This is a genomic window from Peptoanaerobacter stomatis (assembly GCF_000238115.1).
Taxonomy (GTDB): domain Bacteria; phylum Bacillota; class Clostridia; order Peptostreptococcales; family Filifactoraceae; genus Peptoanaerobacter; species Peptoanaerobacter stomatis.
Genome location: NZ_JH414546.1, coordinates 29636 through 56046, shown reverse-complemented (window position 1 = coordinate 56046; position 26411 = coordinate 29636). Strand labels below are relative to the sequence as shown.

At 30.4% G+C, this 26411-nt stretch carries 23 protein-coding genes and 1 pseudogene; 19 read left to right on the top strand and 5 right to left on the bottom strand.

All coding sequences use genetic code 11. The features are described from left to right. Window positions 1–19: 19 nt before the first annotated feature. The 9 genes from HMPREF9629_RS00190 to HMPREF9629_RS00150 all read left to right on the top strand — a co-directional run bounded on the left by HMPREF9629_RS00190 (window position 20) and on the right by HMPREF9629_RS00150 (window position 9811). Complete coding sequence (locus HMPREF9629_RS00190; protein WP_009524277.1) at window positions 20–283, top strand: EutN/CcmL family microcompartment protein; 264 nt, start codon at window positions 20–22, stop codon at window positions 281–283. 10 nt (window positions 284–293) lie between these two features. Beyond that, a complete protein-coding gene (locus tag HMPREF9629_RS00185) occupies window positions 294–1613 on the top strand; it encodes an aldehyde dehydrogenase (RefSeq protein ID WP_009524276.1) in 1320 nt (439 codons plus the stop codon). 26 nt (window positions 1614–1639) lie between these two features. Beyond that, on the top strand, window positions 1640–2758 hold the full coding sequence (locus HMPREF9629_RS00180) for a 1-propanol dehydrogenase PduQ (RefSeq protein ID WP_009524275.1): 1119 nt from the start codon (window positions 1640–1642) through the stop codon (window positions 2756–2758). 46 nt (window positions 2759–2804) lie between these two features. Continuing rightward, complete coding sequence (locus tag HMPREF9629_RS00175) at window positions 2805–4124, top strand: PocR ligand-binding domain-containing protein (RefSeq protein WP_009524274.1); 1320 nt, start codon at window positions 2805–2807, stop codon at window positions 4122–4124. Next, on the top strand, window positions 4117–5130 hold the full coding sequence (locus HMPREF9629_RS00170) for a response regulator (protein ID WP_009524273.1): 1014 nt from the start codon (window positions 4117–4119) through the stop codon (window positions 5128–5130). The genes HMPREF9629_RS00175 and HMPREF9629_RS00170 overlap by 8 nt, the downstream gene beginning before the upstream one ends. 134 nt (window positions 5131–5264) lie before the next feature. After that, window positions 5265–6431, top strand: coding sequence for a methionine adenosyltransferase (gene metK / locus HMPREF9629_RS00165; RefSeq protein ID WP_009524272.1), 1167 nt, complete (start codon window positions 5265–5267; stop codon window positions 6429–6431). Window positions 6432–6658: 227 nt separating this feature from the next. Beyond that, a complete protein-coding gene (locus tag HMPREF9629_RS00160) occupies window positions 6659–7534 on the top strand; it encodes a hypothetical protein (RefSeq protein ID WP_009524271.1) in 876 nt (291 codons plus the stop codon). 207 nt (window positions 7535–7741) lie between these two features. Then, entirely contained in the window at window positions 7742–8395 is a 654-nt protein-coding gene (locus tag HMPREF9629_RS00155) for a phosphate propanoyltransferase (RefSeq protein WP_009524270.1), read from the top strand. Window positions 8396–8407: 12 nt separating this feature from the next. Next, complete coding sequence (locus tag HMPREF9629_RS00150) at window positions 8408–9811, top strand: aldehyde dehydrogenase family protein (RefSeq protein ID WP_009524269.1); 1404 nt, start codon at window positions 8408–8410, stop codon at window positions 9809–9811. Window positions 9812–9974: 163 nt separating this feature from the next. On the opposite strand, the gene rpmE is transcribed toward HMPREF9629_RS00150, so the two are convergent. The 5 genes from rpmE to HMPREF9629_RS00130 all read right to left on the bottom strand — a co-directional run bounded on the left by rpmE (window position 9975) and on the right by HMPREF9629_RS00130 (window position 13362). Next, window positions 9975–10175 (bottom strand): 50S ribosomal protein L31, encoded by a 201-nt coding sequence (gene rpmE, locus HMPREF9629_RS00145; protein WP_009524268.1) that lies wholly within the window; start codon window positions 10173–10175, stop codon window positions 9975–9977. A gap of 110 nt (window positions 10176–10285) precedes the next feature. Then, a complete protein-coding gene (locus HMPREF9629_RS00140) occupies window positions 10286–10837 on the bottom strand; it encodes an SdpI family protein (protein WP_242821986.1) in 552 nt (183 codons plus the stop codon). Next, window positions 10827–10958 (bottom strand): hypothetical protein, encoded by a 132-nt coding sequence (locus HMPREF9629_RS12370; protein ID WP_009524266.1) that lies wholly within the window; start codon window positions 10956–10958, stop codon window positions 10827–10829. Before HMPREF9629_RS12370 ends, HMPREF9629_RS00140 begins: the two co-directional genes overlap by 11 nt. Window positions 10959–10963: 5 nt before the next feature. Next, a complete protein-coding gene (locus tag HMPREF9629_RS00135; protein WP_009524265.1) occupies window positions 10964–11236 on the bottom strand; it encodes an autorepressor SdpR family transcription factor in 273 nt (90 codons plus the stop codon). A gap of 341 nt (window positions 11237–11577) precedes the next feature. Beyond that, window positions 11578–13362, bottom strand: coding sequence for an aminopeptidase P family protein (locus tag HMPREF9629_RS00130; protein ID WP_009524264.1), 1785 nt, complete (start codon window positions 13360–13362; stop codon window positions 11578–11580). Window positions 13363–13660: 298 nt separating this feature from the next. Between HMPREF9629_RS00130 and HMPREF9629_RS00125 the strand changes: the two genes are divergently transcribed. The 10 genes and pseudogenes from HMPREF9629_RS00125 (at window position 13661) to HMPREF9629_RS00080 (ending at window position 26380) form a co-directional block, all read left to right on the top strand. Continuing rightward, the gene (locus HMPREF9629_RS00125) at window positions 13661–14962 is read left to right on the top strand and encodes an MATE family efflux transporter (RefSeq protein ID WP_009524263.1); all 1302 of its coding nucleotides are present in this window, start codon (window positions 13661–13663) and stop codon (window positions 14960–14962) included. Between the two features lie 119 nt (window positions 14963–15081). Further along, window positions 15082–19290 (top strand): PolC-type DNA polymerase III, encoded by a 4209-nt coding sequence (locus HMPREF9629_RS00120; RefSeq protein WP_009524262.1) that lies wholly within the window; start codon window positions 15082–15084, stop codon window positions 19288–19290. 154 nt (window positions 19291–19444) lie between these two features. Further along, window positions 19445–20023, top strand: a complete 579-nt coding sequence (gene cbiT, locus HMPREF9629_RS00115) for a precorrin-6Y C5,15-methyltransferase (decarboxylating) subunit CbiT (RefSeq protein ID WP_009524261.1) — start codon at window positions 19445–19447, stop codon at window positions 20021–20023. A gap of 92 nt (window positions 20024–20115) precedes the next feature. Next, entirely contained in the window at window positions 20116–20850 is a 735-nt protein-coding gene (gene cobI, locus HMPREF9629_RS00110) for a precorrin-2 C(20)-methyltransferase (protein WP_009524260.1), read from the top strand. Between the two features lie 81 nt (window positions 20851–20931). Next, window positions 20932–21708, top strand: coding sequence for a cobalt-precorrin-4 methyltransferase (locus tag HMPREF9629_RS00105; RefSeq protein ID WP_009524259.1), 777 nt, complete (start codon window positions 20932–20934; stop codon window positions 21706–21708). Beyond that, a complete protein-coding gene (locus tag HMPREF9629_RS00100; protein WP_009524258.1) occupies window positions 21674–22804 on the top strand; it encodes a cobalt-precorrin 5A hydrolase in 1131 nt (376 codons plus the stop codon). Before HMPREF9629_RS00105 ends, HMPREF9629_RS00100 begins: the two co-directional genes overlap by 35 nt. Before the next feature lie 117 nt (window positions 22805–22921). Further along, a complete protein-coding gene (locus HMPREF9629_RS00095; protein ID WP_009524257.1) occupies window positions 22922–23971 on the top strand; it encodes a lysylphosphatidylglycerol synthase transmembrane domain-containing protein in 1050 nt (349 codons plus the stop codon). Then, window positions 23964–24536, top strand: a complete 573-nt coding sequence (rnmV, locus tag HMPREF9629_RS00090; RefSeq protein ID WP_009524256.1) for a ribonuclease M5 — start codon at window positions 23964–23966, stop codon at window positions 24534–24536. The genes HMPREF9629_RS00095 and rnmV overlap by 8 nt, the downstream gene beginning before the upstream one ends. Continuing rightward, window positions 24526–25393: pseudogene (gene rsmA, locus HMPREF9629_RS00085) on the top strand (16S rRNA (adenine(1518)-N(6)/adenine(1519)-N(6))-dimethyltransferase RsmA). The gene rnmV and the pseudogene rsmA overlap by 11 nt, the downstream one beginning before the upstream one ends. Window positions 25394–25624: 231 nt before the next feature. Further along, on the top strand, window positions 25625–26380 hold the full coding sequence (locus tag HMPREF9629_RS00080; protein ID WP_009524253.1) for an exodeoxyribonuclease III: 756 nt from the start codon (window positions 25625–25627) through the stop codon (window positions 26378–26380). Window positions 26381–26411 lie beyond the last annotated feature (31 nt).

The following is a 26411-nucleotide window of genomic DNA, read 5'->3' as shown; positions in this document are numbered from 1 at the left end:
TTGATGCCGGAGGCTGATTATGTTTATAGCAAAAGTAGTTGGAAATGTCGTCGCCACTAAAAAAAATGATACTTTAACGGGATATAAACTGATGGTAATTCAACCTATGAGAGCTGACTTGACGGAAGACGGAACTCAAAAAGTGGCAGCGGATTATGTCGGCGCCGGAATAGGCGAATATGTATTAGTAGGATCCGGCTCTTCCGTAAGAGTGGAAGAACAAAGAAAAAGCTCATTAATAGATATGGCGATTATAGGTATAATAGACGAAATAGTTGTCTAAAGGAGAAAATATGAAGGAATTGAGAGGAGTATTTTCAACTGTAAATGAAGCTGTACAAGCGGCGAAAAGTGCACTATATATATATTCGAAGCTTTGTATGAAAGATAGACAAGACATAATAGCGAATTTAAGACAAGAGCTTTCAAAACATATAGACAAGCTCGCCAAGATGTCACAAGAAGAAACCTGCATGGGAAAAGTCGAAGATAAAGTTGTAAAGATAAGACTTGCAATAGAGCAGACACCGGGAGTGGAGGATTTGGAAACAAAAGTAAAAACCGGTGACGGAGGTATGACGTTTTTTGAATATACAGCTTATGGAGTAGCTTGCGCAATACATCCGAGTACGAATCCATGCGAAACCATGATTAACAATACGATTGGTTTATTATCTGCAGGAAACAGTGTGATAAATTGCCCTCATCCAAGAGCGATGGAGGTTTCAAAATATTTAACAGATATAATAAATAAAGTTATATTTGATGTGTGCGGTATAGAAAATATAGTAGTTACATTGAATGAATGTATGCTCAAATATATAAAAGAAATAATGACACATCCTGATGTGGATTTGATAGTATCAACAGGTGGTTCTGAAAACGCAAGAGCGGCTATAGCCTGCGGTAAAAAAGTAATTTCAGGAGGAGCTGCCAACCCTACATTTATAGTAGATGAAACGGCTGATATTCAAAAAGCTGCATATTGTATATCAAAAGGTGCAAGTTTTGACAATAACATAACTTGCGTAGGTGAAAAAAATATAATAATTGTTGATAAAGTATGCGATGAATTTGAAGAAGAACTCAAAAAAAATGATGTATTTTATATAAGAGATGTAAAACAAATGTTGCAACTTTCAAAATTACTGCTGACGGAAGACTTACTTCCAAACAAGCTTTTGGGTGGAAAGAATGCAGATTTAATATTAGAAAAAGCAGGCATCGTGACAAATAGGTGTTATAAGTTAATAGCTGTTGAAACAGTGAAGATACATCCGTTTGTTACACAAGAATTGTTAGTACCTCTTATAAGCGTGGTGAGGGTAAAAGATTTTGATGAAGCTTTAGATGTTGCGTTAGCGGTAGAACAAAATTTGAAACATACGGCAGGAATACATTCTTCAAGAATAGACAGGCTAAATTTAGCCCAAAGAGTTCTTAAAACATCAGTATTTATAAAAAACGGTTCATCATTAGATGGAATAGGCATATGTGGAGTTGGAGGTACAAGCTTTACAATAGCCAATGTTACAGGCGAAGGAGCGATTACTACGAAAGATTTTGCAAGAAAAAGAAGAATAGCACTTGTAGATAAATTTTCTATAAAATAATATATTTTAAGAAAGATAGTGTGAAGATGAATATAATTAATCAGCATACAAAGATATGTATGGGAAAAGATGCCTTAGAGATACTTAAAAATATAAAAAAATCTAAAATTTTAATAGTATCGGATGAGTTTCTTGTAAAAAATTCCATGATAAAAAGAATTACTCAAAAACTTGATCATACGAATAAAATAGAAGTTTTTGACAGGGTAAAACCGGATCCGTCTTTATCTACAGTATCTGATGCTATAAAAACCATGATTGCTCTTAATGCCACACATATAATAGGATTCGGCGGAGGCTCGGCAATAGATACTGCAAAAGGTGTGATATATTTTTTAAGAGAATCCGATAGGATTGATCACGATATAGAATTTATAGCTATACCTACAACGAGCGGAACAGGTTCGGAGGTAACATCAGTAACAGTTTTGACAGATGAACAAAGGCAGACGAAACATTTGCTTGAATCAGATGATATATTACCGGATGTGGCAATATTGGATGCAGAGTTTACAATGTCACTGCCAAATTCAATAATAGCAAACACGGGTATAGATGTACTTACACATATAATAGAAGCATATGTGGCAAAAGGAGCTAATGAGTATTCGGATGCACTTGCGGAAAAAGCAGGAGATTTATTGATAAAGTATCTCTATGAAAGCTATTCAAGCGATAAAAATTATATTGCAAGAGAAAAGGTGCATATAGCATCGAATTTGGCGGGAACGGCATTTAATATAGCCGGTCTTGGTCTTAATCACAGCATTGCACATCAAATCGGAGGATTTTATCACATACCGCACGGACTTGCAAATGCAATATTACTTAAAGAAGTCATAGACTTCAATGCGACGGATAAACTTACTAAGAGGAGATATATAAAATTTGCAAGAAGAACAGGTATGGCAGGAGATAATTTGGATGATAATATGGCATTTAGCGTATTAAAAGAATATATAAGTGTAATGATGAAACTTATGGATATGCCGGACAAAATATCTAAATGTAATATAGATAAAGAGCTTTGGGATAAAAATAAAACCGTTTTGGCAAAAAATGCACTCAAAGATAATTGCTTGAAATACAATCCGAAAAGTATTTCGGAAAAAGAAATAGTTGCAATTTTGGAAAAAATCTATTAACTTATTATTATAACGTATTTGACTTTTAATAAGAGAGGTTTTTTCTATGGCGGAGAACAAAAATTCAGCGAACATTTCTATTAATGAAAAATATTTACAAGGCGTAGAGCAAATAGATATTATTTCGGTATTCGGTAAGAAGAATCTTGAAGAAATACAAAAAATAATTTCAGATGTTACAGGGCTTGCCTTTGTTACGGTAGATTATAAAGGTGAACCTGTAACTGAACAGACAAAATTTACAAGATTTTGTCAAAAGATGAGACAAGATAAAGAAAGACTTCCTATTTGCAAATTGTCGGATGCTTCGGGTGCAATAATTGCGGCTACAAGCAAACAGACGAGCATATATTTTTGTCCGTGCGGTTTATTGGAAGTGGCAATACCTATAATAGTAAATGACAGGTATCTTGGAGGTTTTGTAGGTGGGCAGGTATTATGTGACGATGCGCCTCCTTATGTTATGAGACTCAGCAAGAATATGTCTGCATCAGGAAAAGATTTGGAAGATGTGGATATATTATCTCAAAAATATAAAGAAGATTTGAAAGATTGTGCAAAGTATACATATAACGAGTTTGTATCAATATCAAAGCTGATAGAACTCATAATAAGTCAACTCACAAAACAAGAGCTCATATCAGGACATAATAAAATGAAAAATCTCAATAAGATAGGAGAACTTGAAGATAAGATAAAAGAGTTGGAATATAAAAACAGTCTGTTAAAGAGTAAGTATGACACAATACTCAGATATACAAATATATTTTTTGTAAGAAATATATTTAATATGATGTCGAACTTGTCAATAATAGAAGGTGCGACAAAAACAAATGATGCAATATTAAAATATTCAAATTTTATAACAAATGAGTTGCAAAATAAAAATTCCAATACAATAAATGAAGAGATACAAAGAATAGACAATCTTGTAGCCATAAACAAGCTGAGATATGAAAATAGAATTCGTTATAATATACAATGTGACGAAAGTCTGATGGATATAAAAATACCTTTTTCCGTAATATTACCTTTTGTTCAGGCATCCATGTACTATAGTCTGACTATGAAAGAAGCGGATTATAGCTTGGATATATCTATAGATAATGTAGAAAACGATATAGTTATAAAAATGGAAGATAATGGACCCGGGCTCAGTATAAGCGAATTGGAAAAAACATATAGATTATATGGGGAAAATCATGAAGGGACTCCTATATTAAAATCAGTCAGAGATATGAAAAAATCTTTGACCGATATGTTCGGTAAAGAATATAAGCCTGTGTATGAGTATGAAAAAGATATAGGCACAAAACTTACTATTAAGTACCCAATTAATTTTGACGAAGGAATAAATTATGTATAAAGTTCTTATAGTAGATGATGAGGAACTGGTTAGACAAGCAATAGCAAAGATAGTTTCGTCGATAGAAAATTTTGAGGTCGAATTTTTTGCCAAAAACGGTCAGGAAGCATTAGATATATGCAAAAACGAAAGAGTTGATATAGTCTTTATGGATATAATGATGCCGATAAAAGACGGTATAGCGGCAAGCAGAGAGATATTGGAGATAAATCCTGATATAAGCATATATATAGTGTCAAGTTATAACAGTTTTGAACTTGCACAAAGAGCGTTAAAAAACAAAATAAAACAATATGTTATAAAACCTATAGACAGTAATACTATCAAAAGTATATTGACAAATTTTAAAGTCAAAAAACAGCAGGAAGAAATATCAATAAGTGTAAATGTGAATAAATTTATAGAAGAAAATGATTTTTACGGCCTTTATGACAACATATCCGTAGTAGCGAAAGAAATATATAATAATTACTCACAAAGCAATTTCAAAGATAATATGTACAGATTTATTTCAGCAATATTGTATTCGTTTTTGCCTGAAGTAAAGAAGAATAAACTGGAATTACAGCAACTTTTTCCGCTTCAAGACATATATTCAAAAGATGAAAGATTGATATTCATTTGGCTTTTTAAAGTATATGAATATATATTTATAAAAAGAAGCGAAGCCAGGTATCCAATATTAAAAGATATTTTTTCGTATATAGAAAGCAATATAGTAAATAATATATCTCTTAACGATATAGTTAAAAATTGCAATTTATCTCAAGGATATTTAAGCAGAATTTTTAAAAAAGAATTTAATATGACGGTTATGAACTATATACATATAAAAAAGATAAATATAGCGAAAGAATATATATGCTTGTCAAGAATGAATATATCGGAGATATTTTTTAAAGTAGGATACAATGAATTCAGTTATTTTTGCAAAGTATTTAAGAAATACGAAAAAACAACTGTATCAAGATTCAGAAATTATAATAAAGTCAAGTTGGAAGTCTAAGAATTCCGGATATATTAAAATATTGGTATATTCATAAGTATCAGTTGTAAAACGGTGTTTTTACAAAAATGTTTATGCAGAGCATATAAATTTTGCTTTAACTATTAAGATTTTAAGAGAGTTGGTGATTTGTCATGTATAAAGTATTGACTTCCGAATCGGTAACAGAAGGGCATCCTGACAAAGTTTGCGATCAAATTTCCGATGCTGTACTTGATGCACATTTGGAGCAAGATCCGTTTTCGAGAGTGGCTTGTGAAAGCTTTATAACTAATGGAGCTTTGTTTATAGGCGGTGAAATAACTTCCAATGCAAAAATCGATGTGAAAGAAGTAGCTAAAAATACCATAAAAAAAATAGGTTATACAGATGAAGAAAGCGGTTTTAATCCTGATAAAGCTATAATAATGACAAATATAATAAAACAGTCTGAAGATATAGCTATGGGAGTGATAAAAGAAAAAATTTGTGCAGGCGATCAAGGTATGGTATACGGATATGCCACAGACGAAACGCAAAACTATATGCCATATACGATTCATACAGCGCATAAATTGGCACGAAGGCTTGCATATGTAAGGAAACAAGGTATAATACAGGGGCTTTATCCTGACGGAAAAACACAAGTAAGTGCAGTATATGACGAAAACGGAAATGTTCAAAAAATAGACAGTATAGTAATAGCAGCTCAACATCATAGAGATATAGATTTGAGCAAGCTAAGATATGAAATAATAGAAAAAGTAATATTTGAAGAAATAGATAAAAACTTGCTGAAATCCGACACAAAAATTCATATAAATGCCACAGGATTTTTTGCAAAAGGAGGTCCGTCCGCTGACAGCGGTCTTACAGGCAGAAAAATAATAGTTGATACCTATGGAGGCATAGCAAGACATGGCGGAGGAGCATTCTCAGGAAAAGATCCTTCAAAAGCAGACAGATCGGCTGCTTATTTGGCAAGATATATAGCAAAAAATGTAGTTGCAGCAGGGCTAAGCAAAAAATGTGAAGTTGAAATGTCTTTTGTAATAGGTAAAGAAGGAGCTCAAACAATATATATAAATACATTTGGAACTGAAAGAGTATCAAGGGAATGTATAGAATATGCGGTAAAAAACACGTTTGATTTAACGATAGATTCCGCGATAAACAACTTTAATATGAGAACTCCTATATATCTTGAACTTGCATCTTACGGACATTTCGGAAGAATGGAAGAAAGATTTGCATGGGAGAGAACCGATAAAGTTTCCAAATTAAAAAATCAAGTAAAAACTTATATACAAAACTATATATAGTTATTTAGTTAAAAGAGAAAAAACACTTATATATCAGTAATAAATAAAAAATGTATAGTTCTATTATTTATGAGCAAATTTTTTATTTTTATAAAAGTATATAAAAAATTGTTCATAATTTTATTAAGCAATTGTATTATTAATAACACCATATGTCGACTTTTATTAAGCAATAGTTCACACAAAAAAGTTTAATAATTTTAAAATTTATGAAATGGAGAAGACTTATGGATATTATGTTATTAGTTGGAGCATTTTGTGGCGGTGTAGTAGGAACAGCATTCGGAGCAATACCGTCATTTATAATTACAGGTCTGTTGGCATTATCAGGCGGAATTTTGTCTATGTCAGGTATAAATGAATTTTCTATCGGTCATATTACATTCGGATTGTTTTGGGGACCTCATATAGCTTTTACTGCGGGAGCGGCAGCGGCAGGATTCGCAGCTATAAAAAGAAAAAAACTGTCTTCTGCACAAGATGTATTAAAACCTTTATATGAACTTAATGATATACCTACTCTTATTGCCGGCGGAGTATTTGCAGTAATAGGATTTTTATTTTTTACATTATTTACAACAAAATTAAGTTTCTTAAAAACCGACGCACCCGGAGCAGCAGTATTTTGTACATTGATGGTTTGCAGACTTTTAGTAGGAAAAACTGGACCGGTGGGAACATGCAGTTTGGATGTAAAAAGAACATGGTTGCCTAATCCTGATTTAGGGTTATTAATGCACGCGTTTTTAGGGGCGACATTCGGAATAGTAATAAGTGTGGTTGGAAATGCAATGATGTTGTCAGGTATGCCGAAAGAACAATTGGCAAGTTTTCCGTTAATATGTTTCGGAATAAGTGCAAGTTCATTGGTATTTTTACAAACAGGGTTCAGTATTCCGGTTACGCATCATATAACATATCCTGCGGCAGTTGCATATGTGCTTACAGGGAATATTTTGATAGCAGCTATTGTAGGAGCTGTAAATGCAGTGGCATGGCAAGCTGCAGGAAATATATTCAACAGTAATTGCGATACATATATAGATCCTCCTGCAACAGTTATAATGATATCAGTATCAATAGTAAATTTACTGTTCGGATAAAATTTTAGAGAATTTAAATTGATGACATAGATAAAAATTTTATACTAAACACTAATTAAAATTATATTATAATCGTGTCCTTAAAAAGCTGTAATTTTTCAGGGTAATAAATATATAAAATTTAGGAATATTATAATTTGTAATAGTGTTTAGCATTATTACTTTAAATTTTTTGATTTATATAATTGGTAGAAAGAGGAATATTTTATGAATCAAGAGGAATTTATAACTTTGGTTTGTAAACGTGTTCAAGAAAAACTTGATCAAATAGAAAATTATAAAATCCCTATTGGAGTTTCCAATAGACACGTTCATCTTTGTAAAAAGGACTTGGAGACTCTGTTCGGAGAAGGATATGAGCTTACAAAAAAATCTGATTTAAAACAACCGGGGCAATTTGCTTCAAATGAGCTTGTAACAATAAGAGGTTCAAAAGGTGAATTTGAAAATGTAAGAATATTAGGACCTATAAGAAACAAAACTCAAGTTGAAATATCGCTTACAGACTCTTTCAGGTTAGGTGTGAAAGCTCCTATAAAAGAATCAGGAAAATTGGAAGGAACTCCGGGACTTGAGATAATAGGACCTAAAGGAAAGATAAACGTTGACGAAGGAACAATAGTTGCACTTAGACATATCCATATGACACCGAAAGATGCAAGGCTTATGAATGTAAAAGACGGTGATTTTGTAGATGTGGAAATATTCGGACAAAGACGGGCAATTATGTCGAAAGTGCTTGTAAGGGTATCAGATTCATATAGATTGGAAATGCACTTGGATACAGACGAGGCAAATTCTGTATCTATAAAAAACGGAGATTTTGCAATTTTAAAAAATAAAAACAGTATTGTTCAATAATGGGAGGGAGAAATGAACGCAGAACTGTTACAAGATGTCGTAAGACAGGTGTTAAGCGAAATGAAATTGGAATCATCAAATATATTAAGCAATGAATATAATTATGGTATTTTTGATGATATGGAAGCAGCAATAAATGCAAGTGAAACAGCACAAAGAAAATTATTTGAGTGCAGTGTGCAACAAAGAAATGAATTTGCAAATGTTATAAGAAAAGAAATACTCAAAAAAGACAATCTTGAGATGATTTCAAGAGATGCTGTAGAGGAAACTGAAATAGGAAGATTTGAAGATAAGATATTAAAAAATAAAGTGGCAGCCGAAAAAACTCCCGGAATGGAAGATTTAACAACAAGAGCCATATCAGGAAAGGACGGACTTATGATTGAAGAATATTGTCCGTTTGGAGTCATAGGCTCAATAACACCTACTACAAATCCTACAGAAACTCTTATAAATAATTCAATATCTATGATAGTTGGAGGAAATACTGTAGTATTTAGTCCTCATCCGAGAGCAAAAAATGTTTCTATAAAATTGGTTAAGATGATGAACAAGGCTTTGGAAGAACACGGTGCACCGAGAAATATGATAACAATGGTAAAAGAACCGTCAATAGAAAATACCAATCTTATGATGAGCAATCCTAAGGTTAAGTTACTTGTAGCGACAGGAGGTCCATTTATCGTAAACACTGTTTTGTCATCAGGAAAAAAAGCCATAGGAGCAGGTGCAGGAAATCCTCCGGTAGTAGTGGATGAAACTGCGGATATAGAAAAAGCGGCTATTGATATAGTATCAGGTGCAAGCTTTGATAACAATGTTCCTTGTATAGCTGAAAAAGAAGTATTTGCAGTAGACAGCATATCTGATATGTTGATTTATCATATGAAGAAAAACGGAGCATATGAAATAGTATCACAAGATATGATAGAAAAATTGGACAAATTGGTATCACAAGAAAACGGAAAACCTAAGACAGAGTTCGTAGGTAAATCAGCAAAATATATATTAGAAAAATTAGGAATATATGTAGATGACAGTATAAGATTAATAATATGCAGAACATCTAAAAATCACCATTTAGTACAAGAAGAAATGCTTATGCCTATATTACCAATAGTAAGCGTATCAGATGTAGATATAGCAATAGAATATGCATATGAAGCTGAACATGGCAATAGACATACAGCAATAATGCACTCCAAAAATGTAGAAAAGTTGTCTAAAATGGCAAAAAAATTAGAAGCGACTATATTTGTTAAAAATGCACCTTCATATTCAGGAATAGGAGTAGGTGGAGAAGGACATACAACATTTACTATAGCAGGACCTACAGGAGAAGGTATAACTTCAGCAAAATCATTTTGCAGAATAAGAAGATGCGTAATGCATGATTCTTTCAGCATAAGATAATGCAGAAACTTATTTTCTTAATGTATATTATGAAAAAATAATAATTATTTTTTGATGATTATAGAATTTAAATATTCATTATTTTATAAGATATTAGTATAAAAAAACAAAAATAAAAAAGCGTGCTACTTAGCACGCTTTTAAGCATTTATTGATAAATGCTTTATTTTTTTCCGAATTTTTTGTTGAATTTCTCAACTCTACCGCCTTTTTCTACAGATTTGTTAAGACCTGTATAAAATGGGTGACAAGCAGAGCATATTTCCACTTTTACTTCATCTTTTGTAGATGCAGATGTAAATGTGTTTCCACAAGCACAGTGTACTGTTACTTCTTTGAATTCAGGATGCAAATTTGGTTTCATTATTTCACCTCTTACTAAATAATGGGCAATAGTTGCTTGTTATTGCCAAATAAATTATTAACTTAGAAATTATATCATAGTTTATTACAAAAATCAATCATAATAATTTATCAATGTTTTTCTTTTTTGTAATACAATATGAAAGAGTATAGATTTATACCTATAGACAAAGCAAATACAAAAAATAAGACAAGATTAGGCAAAACAGAAGGAGGTATGTTTATAAAAGGTATTATTATAAATAAAATACCGATTAAAACAGATAGATACCCTGCCAGTTTGTTAGTTTTATTCCATATAATTTCATCTTTTAAAGTCCACATATTTCGTACACCTATTATAGCGTTTTGTTTATTTTTAGGCATATAATTACCGATTATTAAAAATATCAAACCTATGAATATTATCGGTATTTTAGTATTTAATGAAAAATTTTTTTTAGAATTGATATAAATTGCCAAGAATATAATATTGCTGACTATCGGCGTTATAAAAATTGTAAGTTTTACTAATATAGGGTTTTTGTTTTGACTTTTTTTATCAAATGGATCAAAATGAATTGTAATACCCAATATAATTGTTAATAAAGCCATTACGATAGGCAAGTAGAAAAGCAATACATTTTTATCAGTATAAGAAGTGACATTCCCGTTAAAAATCAAATCTGTTTGGCAACATTTGAGGAAAACTGTCATATTTTAGAAAACCTATTATACAAGGAATAAGACATAATATGGAGCTGAATACGATTAATTTTTTAGATAAAATATTATTTTTACTCATAATAATTACTCCTTCTTATTAAAAAATTCGGAAAACCACATCATAACGTCTTCAAAGACAGATATGTTTAATTCATAATATATATAATTTTTTTCTTTTGTCTGTTTTATGAGAAGGGCTTGTTTTAATATTGACAGGTGATGAGATATTGTAGCATCAGTTAGAGAAAAATGTGAAGATATTTCTCCTGCGGACTTTTTTTCTCCATCTTTCAGCAATATTAAAATATCTCTTCTTACAGGATCAGACAGTGCTTTAAATGTTTTTGCAAAAGCCAAGACAATACCCCCCAATCTTAGAGAAAATTAGAAATGTGCAAAATAAGAAAAAATATATCCGTTAAAGCGATATATAAAAATAAAACTATGTTATCATACTATATATGGCTGTTAATAACTATAAAAACTGTATTTTGCATACATCTAAGAGAAAGTTAACGCTTTTGAACAAATTTTTTATGAAAAATAAAACATACAGTATTTAGATATCTATCTAAATACTGTAATTATTATATAAAAATAAATATTAAATGTCAATAACTATTTAGAAATTTATCTAAATAGTATATATAACAGCAAAAAAAATAGTGCCGAATAAGACACTATTTTTAAGATGATTACTATATTTCTCTTGTTTGTTGTTTTAAAAATTCTTTGAGTTCGTTATCTTCTATGAATGGACTTATCTCGTCAAACACTTTTTTGTGATAGTTGTTTAGCCAAAGTTTTTCTTGACTGTTGAGTAAATTGACATCTACCAAGTCAAGATCGATTGGAACGAGTGTCAAATCAATAAATTTTAAAAATTTGCCGAATTCCGTTTCCTTATCAAATTCTGCGTATACAAGATTTTCTATTCTTATACCGTGATGACCTGCTCTGTATAGTCCGGGTTCGTTTGATACTATCATGCCGCGTTTGAAGCCGACATTGTTATAAGTTCCTGATATTCTCATAGGACCTTCGTGTACATTTAAAAAAGCTCCGACTCCATGACCTGTTCCGTGGAAAAAGTTCAGGTGTTCTCTCCATATAGGCTCTTTTGCGATGGTGTCTAATTGACTTCCTGTTGTATTTTCAGGAAAAACTGCATTGGATAATGCCAAATGACCTTTAAGTACAGTAGTAAAGTCAAATTTTTCTGTATCTGTAGGTGTACCGAGTGAAATGCTTCTTGTTATATCTGTTGTTGCACCTAAATATTGAGCACCTGAATCAAGTAAGAGTATAGACTTTGGCTCTAATTTATAATTAGTTTCCTCAGTTGCACTGTAATGAACTATTGCACCATGATCTTTGTATCCTGATATTGTATCAAAACTTAAATCTACACATTTATCACATTGTCTTCTGAATTCTTCCAATTTATCGGAGACACTTATTTCGCTCATATCTGTTTTTTTGATATTTGTTTTGACATAATGAATGAGCTTTATAACGGCAACTGCATCAATTTTATGATAATATATAGCATTTTTAAGTTCAGTATCATTTTTTATGGCTTTTTTTGATGTGATAGGGCTTGGTATATCAACAATTGAGTTTGTGTCATCTATATCTGCGTAAAGCATAAAGTTGAGTGCCGATTCGTCCAACAATATATTTTTATTTTTTATAAGTTTTATTTCATCATATATATTTTCATATGGAAGTATTTGTATGTTGTTTTCGCTCAGATATTTTTTTGTATCTTCTTTTAATTTTTCATCATCTATATATAATTTTACTGTGTAATTATTGAAATCCTCGCTGAGTTCTATACACACATATGAATAAAATACAGGGTTATAAGTAACGTCTGTGCCTCGCATATTCAATAGATATGCTATATCATCAAGTTTGGTAAGTGCAGTATAGTTGCATTTATGTTCTTTCATCATATCTGTAATATATTTGATTTTTGAGCTTATATTTTCCCCTGTTATATCATCGTTTAAAAAATATGCTGTATTTTTAGGAAGTGCTTGTCTTTCCTTCCACAATTCATCAGCGAAGTAGACATCTAATAATATTTTTGCGTTTTTCTTTTCTGCAATGGATAAGAGGTGTTTTCCAAGAGAAGTGCTTATACATTTGGCATCGAATCCTATTGCTTGACCGACTTTTATATTTTCTGCAATATATGCCGGAAAATCTGAACTTTCATCGCTTCCAAGTTTATGTAGTGTGATTTCTTTAGGCAGTTGTGATTCTGCTTGCAAAAAATATCTTGAATCAGTCCATAAACCTGCTCTTTCCTGCTCTATTACAAGTGTGCCTGCTGAACCGTTAAAGCCTGATACAAATTCTCTCAATTTGAAAAAGTCAGAAACATATTCACTTTGATGATAATCATTTGTCGGGATTATATAGTAATGGACATTGTTTTTTTTCATACTTTCTTGTATTTGTTGTAAAATTGACATTATTTTCCTCCATTTATATATAAATTTTTTATAAAAAAATCTTGTTGATAAGTATATATTGATATTGGGTATAATTTTAAATTATAACATTATTTTTGCAATTTTACAAAAAATAATTCAATTAATAGTTGAATTTTTTTTCTTTTTAAAATATCATTAAATATTAATCTGTAAAATTAACTGAAAGTTGGCTAAAATACTATTTTTTTATTTTGTAAGAAAGTATATGTTTTTTTTGTAATATATAATATAAAAATGATTATTATAATGAATTTAATTTATATGAAAGAGTTTTTTTATGAAACAAATAAGAAATAAATTTTTTAAGTATGTGTCGTTCAATATTATGAGTATGATGGGTTTGTCTTTTTACATACTTGCAGACACTTTTTTTATTGCAAACGGGTGTGGAAGTGACGGACTTGCAGCTTTAAATATAGCATTGCCCGCATATGGTTTTATGTTTGCTATATCCAATATGATAGGTGTCGGTTTCGGAACAAGGTTTAAAATCGGTTTTGATGATTATGAGCTTAAATGTAGTATATTCAGCAAAGGCGTGTTTTTTGCTCTGCTTCTTTCGTCTATTTTTTTGCTTACAGGTTTATTTTTTGCATCGGATATAGCTTATATAATGGGTGCGAGGGATACTGTGCTTGACTTGTCAACGACCTATTTAAAAGTAATACTTATTTTTACACCTGCATTTATGATAAACAGCTTACTGATTAGTTTCATTCGTAACGACAATCATCCGTCGCTTTCTATGAAGTCTGTAATTATGAGCAGTATTGTAAATACTGTGTTTGACTATATATTTATATTTCCGTTTGATATGGGTATGTTCGGAGCGGCAATTGCGACAGGAATATCACCGATTGTAGGCATAGCTATACTGTCTACACATTTTATGTTTAGAAAAAACAGTTTTAAATTAAAAAAGACAAAAATAAAATTGAAAGAGTTTTTTTATCTGTCATCACTTGGGATATCGTCGCTTATAAATGAAATTTCATCAAGTGTGGTAATAATTGTATTTAATCTTATACTTTTGAAATATTCCTCCAATGTAGGTGTGGCTGCGTATGGAGTTGTTGCTAATATAGCACTTGTAGTTGTTGCGATATTCAACGGTGTAGGTAACGGCATACAGCCTATAATAAGTGAAAATTATGCAAAAAAAGATTTTAAATCCATAAGCTATATAATCAAACTTGCTATAATTACGGAGATTATTATTTCTGTAATCTTATACGCATATATGTATATTAATGCCGAATTTTTGACAAATCTGTTCAATTCAAATAAAGACGCAACCCTTTTAAAAATGGCTGTTGAGGGAATAACAATCTATTTTTTGTCCATTCCTTTTACAGGGATTAATATGATTACAGCAACATCAATGCAAGCCATGGAAAAACCGAGAATATCATTTATAATTTCAATATTAAGAGGTATCATAATAATAGTGCCGCTTTCCATATATCTTTCAAGCATATTTATGATAAGAGGAATGTGGGGTTCATATACATTAACAGAAATGATTGTAAGTCTTATGTCTATAGTATTCATAATGAAATACGGAAAGAATAAAGAATAAAAAAATTTTAGAATTTATGATATAATAAAAAAGCAAAAATTTAATGACATTTATATTATAAAGTTGAGTAAAAAAATAAATATCATAATTTTAAATATATATTCAAAGGAACTGATGAGATGAGTAATATTTTTCCTAATTATATAGTGATAGAGCAGATAAAATATCATAAAAAATTAAATAAAATAGAAATTTATGTAACATCTGATGATTTCATAAAAGAAGAGATTATAGTGGAAAAAACTGCACAGATCAAAGAAAAATTGTCTTTAAACGAATTAGAGATAATATCAAGCTATAAAATATCATCAGATGATACGGATAAGTTGAAAAGATATGAAAATATCCTGCGAGTCAGAATAAATGAGACGTTTCCTTCCACGAAAGAGCTCAACGGACATCTTTTAATCAATTACAATAAAGAAAATAATTGCTACGATATAACCATAGTAAAATCCGCAATATATAATTTGTTGATGAAAAAAGATGCTAAAAATGTGTTGAATAAAATTATAAAAAATCAGATAAACCTTGATATAACAGCCAACATAATATTGGACGAAGAAGAAATAGATATGCAGGAGTATGAAAAGAATCAAGAACTTGAAAATACAAATATTACAGCAAATCTCATTAACATGAAAGAAGTAAAACAGGAAAAACAAAAAACTCAAGATGCACCTAAAAAAGTTGAGATAAAAGGTGAAAGCGTGCCTATATCACAGATAAAAGGTGAATTTGACAATGTTATAATAACAGGTGAAGTATTTAATGTAGAAAAGAAGGTTTTGAAGAACAATAAAACTATGATAACTTTTATAATAGGTGATGATACGGACGCCATTTATTGTAAAAGGTTTATAAATGAAAAAAACGGCGACAGCGATATGTTGTCAAACGGTCAGTATATAAAAGCATCAGGCAAAGTGGAATACGACCAGTACAAAAAAGACTTTATGATGAACGTTCAAAAAAGTCAAGAACTCATAAAAATAGTAAAAAAAGATTTGTCGCCTGAAAAAATGGTGGAACTGCATTCACATACTACCATGTCACAAATGGACGGTTTAACCTCTGTAAAAGAGTTGATTAAAAGAATAAAAGGTTATGGACATACAGCGATAGGCGTAGCTGACCATGCAGTTGTACAAGCCTATCCTGAAATTATGGAAGTTGCCAACAAACAAGGTATAAAACCTATATATGGCTGTGAATTTTATATAACTGAAGATACACAGGAACACATAAAAGTTAGAAAAACAGCCGATTTTAATGATGAATATGTTGTGTTCGATATAGAAACAACAGGTTTTTCCAATAAAAATGATGCGATTACGGAAATAGGGGCTGTAAAAATAAAAAATTGTGAGATAGTGGACACATTTTCACAGCTTATAAATCCTAAAAGACCGATACCCGAAAAGATACAAAAACTCACAGGCATAACAGACGAGCTTGTTGTAGATAAACCCTTTATAGAAGAAGTGTTGCCGAATTTCTTGGAATTTTGTAGCGGAAGTGTACTTGTTGCACATAACTCGGATTTTGATACAGGTTTTATCAGAGAAAAGTCATTTGAGCAAAAATTGGACTATGATTTTGATGCAATAGATACGCTTGTATTGTCAAGGCTTATAATGACAGAGCTTAAAAATCACAAGCTCAACACTATTGCAAAAGAACTTGATATTTCGCTCGAAAATCACCATAGAGCAGTAGATGACGCCACAGCTACAGCACATATATTTTTGAAATTCATAGAAAAACTCAAAAATATGGATATAGAGAATTTCAACGATATAAATAACAAGATAAAAAGCATAGATGTAAGCAAGATAAGGCCTACAAATGCAGTAGTAATTGCAAAAAATCAAACAGGTATAAAAGATTTATATAAATTGGTTTCACTTGCACATATAAAATATCTGCAAGGAACTACACCTACTTTACCAAAATCTGAATTAAAAGCATTAAGAGAAAATTTGTTCATAGGCTCAGGATTTTATGAAAGTGATATATTTTCAGCAATACTTAGTAATAATTCCATAGAAGAAATAGAAAATTTAGTAGATTTTTATGACTATATAGAGATAAATCCTGCAACTACAATGCGAGGACTTGTAATAGAAGGAAGAGTAAAAGATTTTGACGAAATAAAAGATATAAACAAAAAAATATTAGATATAGCACAAAGGAAAAATAAAATAGTTATAGCATCATCAAACTCGCATTATCTTGATGAAAAAGAACAGTTATACAGAAAAATTTTAAAAGCCTCTATAAAAAAACGTGATGAAAATGCAAACGACGACCTGCAATTAAGAACAACAGACGAAATGCTTGAAGAATTCTCATACCTTGGAGAAGATATTGCAAGAAAAATAGTAATAGAAAACACAAATAAAATAGCAGAAATGATTGAAGAAGTGATACCAGTACCTGAAGGAACCTTTCCACCCATTATAGAAGGCTCAGATGTTGAACTTAGAGAAATGTGCTATAAAAAAGCAAAAAGAATATACTCAGATAATTTACCGGAAATAGTAGAAAAAAGACTTGAAAAAGAACTTAACTCCATAATAACAAACGGTTATGCGGTTATGTATATAATAGCCCAAAAATTAGTTACAAAATCATTGTCAGACGGCTATCTTGTAGGCTCAAGAGGCTCAGTAGGCTCATCACTTGCTGCATATATGAGTGATATAACAGAAGTAAATGCACTTCCGCCACATTATATATGCCCAAAATGTAAACACAGCGAATTTATAACAGACGGCTCATACGCAACAGGAGCAGATATGCTTGATAAAAATTGCCCTGTTTGCAGTGAAAAATATATAAAAGACGGATTTGATATACCGTTTGAAACATTTTTGGGATTTGAAGGAGACAAAGAACCAGATATAGACCTTAACTTCGCAGGAGAATATCAACCAAATGCACATAAATACACTCAAGAGCTTTTCGGAGAAGATTATGTGTATAGAGCAGGAACAATAGGTACAGTTGCAGACAAAACAGCTTTCGGTTTTATAAAAAAATACGAAGAAATATATAATGAAAAATTTTCTATTCCATATATAGAAATTCTGCAAAATTATTGTGTAGGAGTAAAGAGAACATCAGGTCAACATCCGGGCGGTGTAATGGTAGTACCCGATTATAAAGATATATATGACTTTTCACCGATACAATACCCTGCAAATGATAAAAAATCAGGAACACTCACAACACATTTCGACTATCATTCAATAAGCGGTAGGATATTAAAACTTGACATACTCGGACACGACGGTCCGTCAATTATAAAACAACTCGAAGAATTTACAAATACCAACGGAACAGACGTGCCCCTTGACGATAAAGCAACTATGGAATTATTTTCAGGAACAAAATCACTTGGTTGTAGCTTAGAAGAAATTGATTGCATAACAGGAACACTTGGAATACCCGAATTCGGTACAAAATTTGTAAGACAGATGCTTATAGATACAAAGCCCACAACACTGGGAGAGCTTATAAGAATATCAGGACTTTCTCACGGAACACTCGTATGGGTAGGCAATGCACAAGATTTGGTAAGAAATAATATAGCCACACTAAAAGAAGTAATATGTACAAGAGATGATATAATGAATTATCTTATATTAAAAGGATTAAAACCAAAGACATCATTTAAAATAATGGAAAATGTAAGAAAAGGTAAAGGACTTACAGAAGAATATGAAAAAGATATGGTGGACAATAAAGTGCCTGATTGGTATATAGACTCCTGCAAAAAAATACAGTATATGTTTCCAAAAGCACATGCCGCAGCCTATGTTATGCTTTCATTCAGAATAGCGTATTACAAGATATATTATCCTTCAGCATTTTATGCCACATATTTTACAACGAAAGTGCTTGATTTTAATGCCAATATAATATCAAAAGGCAAAGAAGAAATATTGAAAAAGATAAAAGAAATAAATATGCTCGGAAAAAGTGCTACTACAAAAGAGCAAGGTCTGCTCAGTGTACTTGAAGTCGCATATGAAATGTATCAAAGAGGTATAAAACTGAAAAAAGTAGATTTATATAAATCTGATGCAAAAAAATTCAAGCTTGACGAAAGCGGGGATTTGATACCACCATTTTTATCAATACAAGGATTGGGAGACGTAGTAGCAGAAAAAATATATCAAGAAGGTAGAATAAGAGAGTTCATATCAATAGAAGATTTAAAAAACAGAACTGGTATATCAAAAACTGTTGTTCAAGAGCTCATAGACAGCGGTTGTATAGACAGTTTGTCGGCAACAAACCAAATAACATTTGGATTTTAATTCAAAATAGACTTTATTTATACTAAACACTAATTCAAAAGTATAATATAATCGTAGTCTTAAAATGTTATACTTTTTCGAAAATAATCAATTATATTTTTTTTAATAGTGTTTAGTATAAAATGTTTTTATTATAATAAAAAGGAACAGACTTATGAATGATAAAGAGTTTATAAAAAATGAAAAAGTTCCAATGACTAAAGAAGAAATAAGATATGTTACAATGGGATATTTAGATATAACGAGTAAAAAAAATATTTTGGATGTCGGCTCAGGCACAGGTACGATAAGTATAGAAGCTCTTATGCAAAATCCCGATATACTTGTAACTGCAATAGAAACTGATGACAAAGCCTATGCTACAACTCTTATGAACATAGAAAGTTTTGAACAAAGATATGGCAATATACAAAATAGAATAAAATTGCTGAAAGAAAAAGCACCCTGTGAATTAGATGTCGAATTTGATGCCGTATTTATTGGAGGTAGCAAAGGAAATGTAAAAGAGATAATAGACTGGGCAGGCAATTTGTTAGAAAAAAACGGTACAATGGTGCTTAATTTCATAACTTTGGAGAATTTTTACGATACTTTAAAAGCGATAGAGGAAAATCAGAATCTTATAGATATTAAAGGTTGTCAGCTTTCTGTTAATAAACTTGAAAATTTGGCAAGGTATAAATATCTTAAACCGCTCAATCCTGTGTTTGTGATAAGTTGTAAAAAAATATAAATTATGTATTGTCCATATGGGATTATCGGCATAAGTTTTTAAAAGGCTGACATAATTGATTTATAAATTACTATAAAAACAAGAGGTAAAGAATGTCTAAATTATATGCAATAGGTGTAGGTACTGGAGATAACAGTAGTTTGACCTTAAAAGCTGTGGAAACTCTACAAAAAATAGATATACTCTATTGTCCTACATCAAAAAATGATAACACAAGTATAGCCTATACAATAGCAAAAAAATATATAAGGGATGACGTCCAAATAAAAAACAGGCATTTTCCGATGATAAGAGATAAACAAAAGCTCGAAGTTGTATTTGACGAGATAGCAGACGAGATAAAAAAAGACGTACAGCTCGGCAAAGAAGTGGGTTTTGTAACAATAGGCGACGCAATGATATATTCTACATTTATATATATTTTAAGAAAACTTAAAGATGAAATAGATATAATAACTGTATCCGGTATACCGTCATTTGTGGATGTTGCGAGTAAAACCAATTTTCCGATAGCTTTTGATGATAATGCATTTGTAGTTGTGCCTGCCACTACGAGTATTCAAAAATTGGAGGAATATATAATTTCTTTTGACTCTATTGTGATAATGAAAGCATATAAAAACTATAACGATATAATATCGCTCATAAAAAAATATAATTTGCAAGAAAACACTATTGTTGTAAGCAACGCATCACTTGAAAATGAAATCATATTACAAGGTGAAGAAATTTTTGACAAAAAAAATGAAGAGTATCTTACTACTATATTGATAAATAAAAATTTTACTCAAGCAGAAGAAAATACTGTAAAAAGTCAAAATATTTAAAAGATATTATAATTTATATGGTTTTAATTTATTAAGAAATAATTTCTAATTTAATATTTTTAGAAGTAGGTGACGTATAGCATGAACCATTATATCTCATTTGTTGGAGCGGGTAGCGGAGATAAGGAACTTATAACTCTTAAAGGATATAAAAGACTTAAAAATGCAGATGTAGTAATATATACAGGCTCTCTAATAAATCATGAATTACTTGATTATTGCAAAGACAGTTGTATAAAATATGACTCTGCCGTTATGAATCTTGATGAAATAATTGATGTGATAGATAAAAACGTAAAAGCTAAAAAATATGTAGTAAGGTTACAAACAGGTGATTTTTCTATATATGGTTCTATACGAGAACAAATAGAAGCGCTTAACAAATTGAATATAGAATATGAGCTCATACCCGGAGTCAGCTCATTTTTAGGAGCGGCATCTTCACTTAAAGTGGAATATACAGTGCCTGAAATATCACAGAGTTTAATAATAACAAGGCAATCAGGAAGAACACCTGTACCTGAAAAAGAGAGTTTGAGAGAATTTGCAAAGCATCAGACGTCTATGGTAATATTTCTGTCAGTAGATAAAATAGAGCAAGTTGTAGAGCAGTTGACTTCAGATGGAGGTTACAGTATGGATACACCATGCACAGTTATATACAAAGCCACTTGGGAAGATGAAAAAAAAGTTGTAGGAAAGCTAAGTGATATAGCTGAAAAAACAAAACAGGCAAATATAACAAAAACAGCACTTATACTTGTCGGAAATTTTCTTGGAAATGAATATAATAACTCCAAACTTTACGATAGAGGGTTTTCTCATGAATACAGAAGTAGCCATAATAAGCCTTACTGAAAAATCAATACAACCGGCATATAAACTATCAGATATATTTGAAAATGCAGATGTGTACATTATGGAAAAACACAGAGAAAAACAAAAATATGATAAAACAATATTTTATCAAAAACTTGATATACTGATGGATGAAATTTTTGAAAAATACAAAGTAATAATATTTATAATGGCAACAGGTATAGTAATAAGACATATAGCGAGACATATAAAGGATAAAGCAGTAGACCCTGCAATAATAGTATGTGATGAAAAGTTGACATTTGCAATATCTCTTTTGAGCGGTCATATAGGCGGAGCAAATGAAATATGCAGATATATAGGGGAAAAAACAGGAGCGTTTCCTGTAATAACAACTGCTACAGATATAAATTATAAAGGTGCTATTGATAATATAGCATTAAGATTAAAGGCATATAAAGATGAAGACAGAGAATTATACAAAAATATAAATTATAAGCTTGCAAATGATGACAAAGTATATCTTTTAAGTGATGTTAGTCTTCCTAAAGATGTTGATTTAAGAGGTTTTACTTTGATAAATTATAAAAAAATTAAATTAGCAGATAATCTATGTATAAAAAATGATATTGATTTTGAAAAAAATAAATTTGAAGAAAATGGAATTTATAAAAAAAATGAATTTATAATTCATATAACATATAGAAAAAAAACAGGATTGGAATATTTGCAAAACTATGCAAAAATAACACCTAAATGTATATATATAGGCATAGGTTGTAAAAAAAATACACCTTATGATATAATTAAACAGACACTTATGAAATATTTGTTTGACAACAATATAGATATGACATCCATTGCAAAGATAGGCAGTATAGATATAAAAAGAAACGAGCAAAGCATAATAAATTTGGCAGAAAAATTAGGCATAGAATTTATAACTTTTACATCAGATGAAATTATTGCAAGCAGGTATTATAACGATATACCTAAGAACGATTTTGTAAAAAGTATAACAGGTGTAGACTCTGTGTCGCTCTCCTGTGCCAAGATTCTCAGCGAAGACAATATAATAGCTGAAAATTTCAAAGGAAATGGAATAACTTTATCAGCAGGATTGAAGTTATACTAATATTATTAAATAATTTTTTCTATAATTTCAATAAATATTTAGTCAGTTGTTTAATTAGGCAAGAGAAACAAAAATATTATAAACTATGATTATCTTATAAGTGCATAAAGAGGAAATATGAACAACAAGATTATTAAAAATGTGCCAAGAAATATTATTATAATGGCATTGTTGATATTTATAACCTTCAAATATCTCATAACAGGCTTTACAAGTAAAGATATATTCAAAGCTATAAAAAATGCGGATGGAAAATTACTTGTGTTTTCTATAGTCCTGTCAATAATCTATATATTATGTGAGGCATTCAATACTAAGAATATGTTGAACTCATATGGATATAAGACCGACATATTAAGAACGGCAAGATATGCATTTTCAGGATATTTTTTTAGCGGTCTTACTCCATCTGCAACAGGTGGTCAACCTATGCAGGTATTAATTATGAAAAAAGACAATATAAAAATATCCCATTCAAGCCTTATATTGATGATAGAACTTTGTGTGTATCAATTTGTAACTGTAATTATGGCAGTTATAGGATTTTATTACAATTATGATTATATATTTTCAAAAAAAGGATTAAATGTTTGGATAATATATCTTGGAATATTTATAAACCTGTTAATATTCTTGTTTATAGTTTTTGCAATATTCTCTGAAAGATTTATAAAATTTATAAGAAGAATTGCTTTTTTTGCAATAAATAAATTACCGTTAAGCGAAAAAGATGATAAGAAAAATATTATAAATAAAGGTCTTGATGATTACAGAAACAGCTCTATATTCATAAAGAAAAATAAAAAACTCGTATCCATAATATTGCTTACTACAACAATTCAAGTAACAGTGCTTTACACTATATCATATATAGTATACAGATCGCTTGGCTTTAATAATCTTGCATATTATAGGATAATATTTTTACAGGCTTTGGCTTATGTGTCCGTATCATCTTTACCCTTACCGGGAGCTATCGGAGTTAGCGAAAAGTTGTTTCAATTTTTATTTTTGTCCGTTTACAGCAAAGATGTTATTACAGATGCACTTGTACTGACAAGAGGAGCTAATTTTTATGTATTGTTTGCAATAAGTGCATTGATATTTTTTGTATCATTTGGAGAATATATTTTTAAACAGAAAAAAGAAGAAGTGAAAAATGTGTAGATTAAAGATAAAAGAAATAATAGTGGTAGAAGGAAAAGACGATGTTTCAGCTGTAAAGAAGGCTGTAGATGCACAAGTGATAATGACAAACGGGTATTCTCTTGACAAAAAATCACAAGACCTTATAAAAAAAGCATCGACAATAGGAAATATAATCATACTTACAGATTCAGACTATGCAGGAGAAACAATCAGAAAAAGAGTAGAAAAAATTGCAGGAAAACAAAATTGTAAACATGCATTCATACCCAGAGAGCAAAGCACGAAAGACGGAGACATAGGAGTAGAAAATGCAAGACCCGATTCGATTATAGAGGCACTTACAAAAGCAAGATGTATTAGAAGTGATAAAACAGATACATTTTCAATATATGATATGATGCAAAACAAACTTCAGGGAGGAGAAAATTCCTCATTAAAAAGGGATTATATAGGTAAATTTCTCGGAATAGGATATTCAAATGCAAAACAATTTTTATACAGATTGAATAATTTTGAAATAACAAGAGAAGAATTTGAACTTGCCTTGCAAAAATACGAAGAAGAGGATAAAAATGCAAACTGAACTTTCATCAGCAAAAATTACAAAAAATATAATACAAAAATACGGTTTTAAACTGACAAAATCTCTCGGGCAAAATTTTTTTGATAAATGAAAATATATTAAACGAAATAATAGAAGCTGCAGACATAACAAAAGATGATGTAGTAATTGAAATAGGTACAGGCATAGGTACTCTTACAAGTAAATTATGTGAAAGAGCAAAAAGAGTTGTAGCGGTAGAAATTGACAAAAATCTTTTGCCTATATTAAATGAAACTTTGTCAGCTTATCAAAATATAGACATTATAAACAAAGACATATTAAAAATAGATATAAACAAAGAGTTAAAAAACTTGGGCATAAATCAAAAAGTCAAAGTCGTAGCAAATTTACCATATTATATAACAACTCCAATAATAATGAAAATATTGGAAGAAAAGGTAAATGTAAGCGTTATGGTTTTGATGCTCCAAAAAGAAGTTGCAAACAGGATAAACGCACAGCACTCTACAAAAAATTATGGAAGCTTGAGTATAGCAGTACAGTATTATTGTGACACACAGATAATTTGCAAAGTGCCTAAAAATTCTTTTATACCCGAGCCGAACGTAGATTCTTTAGTCATAAAATTAACAGTTAATGAAAAAAGAAAAGTTGATATAGAAGATGAAGATTTGTTTTTCAAACTTGTAAGAGGAAGTTTTGCCAAAAGAAGAAAAACCATATTAAATTCACTTACAGGCTATGAAGATTTGACAGATAAAGAAAAACTTGAAAAACTTTTTGAAATATCACAAATAGATAGCAAAAGACGAGGAGAAACACTTACAATACAAGAGTTTGCAAAATTGACACAAAACTATAAAAACATATTATAATTTTGATTATATAATAATTAATAATTATTTTTTTATGATCAAAAAATGTCGATAAATGATAAAAATATTAATATCTAATTAATTAAACATATATATCTTTTTAATATAATGCTTAAATATATTTAACATAGCTTAATTTAAATGGGCTTTAATATAAAGTATTGAAAAAGCATAAATAATTAAGATGATTTAATAAAAAATAAATTAAAAAAATTTAAAACAGGAGAACATATGAAATTTGTATCGTGGAATGTAAACGGACTTAGAGCAGTTAGAGAGAAGGGATTTGAAGATATATTCAAAAACTTTGATGCAGATGCGTTTTGTTTGCAGGAAATAAAATTGCAAGAAAATCAAATAGAACTTCATTTTGACGGATATTATGAGTATTGGAACTATGCAAATAAAAAAGGATATTCAGGCACAGCCATATATACAAAACATAAACCTATAGACGTGCATTACGGCTTAGGCATAGAAGAACATGATATGGAAGGTAGACTCATAACATTGGAATATGAAAATTATTATATAGCCACAGTATATACTCCAAACGCACAACCTGAGCTTGCAAGGCTTGCATACAGACAAAAGTGGGAAGATGATTTCAGAGAATATTTTAAAAAATTGGATGAGAAAAAACCGGTTATAATATGTGGAGATATGAATGTTGCACACCAAGAAATAGACCTGAAAAATCCAAAGAACAATCGTAAAAATCCGGGTTTTTCAGACGAAGAAAGAGAAAAATTCACAATATTCTTAAATGCAGGCTTCATAGACACATTCAGATATATTTATCCCGATAAAACGGATGAGTATTCATGGTGGTCATATAGATTTAATGCACGAAAGAACAATGCAGGATGGAGAATAGATTATTTTTGCGTATCTGACAGACTAAAAGAAAAATTAAAATCCGCAAGCATTCATCAAGATGTAATGGGATCAGACCACTGCCCCGTATCAATAGAAATAGAATTGTAAAATAAAAAAGGCTGTTGAAAATTTTATAATA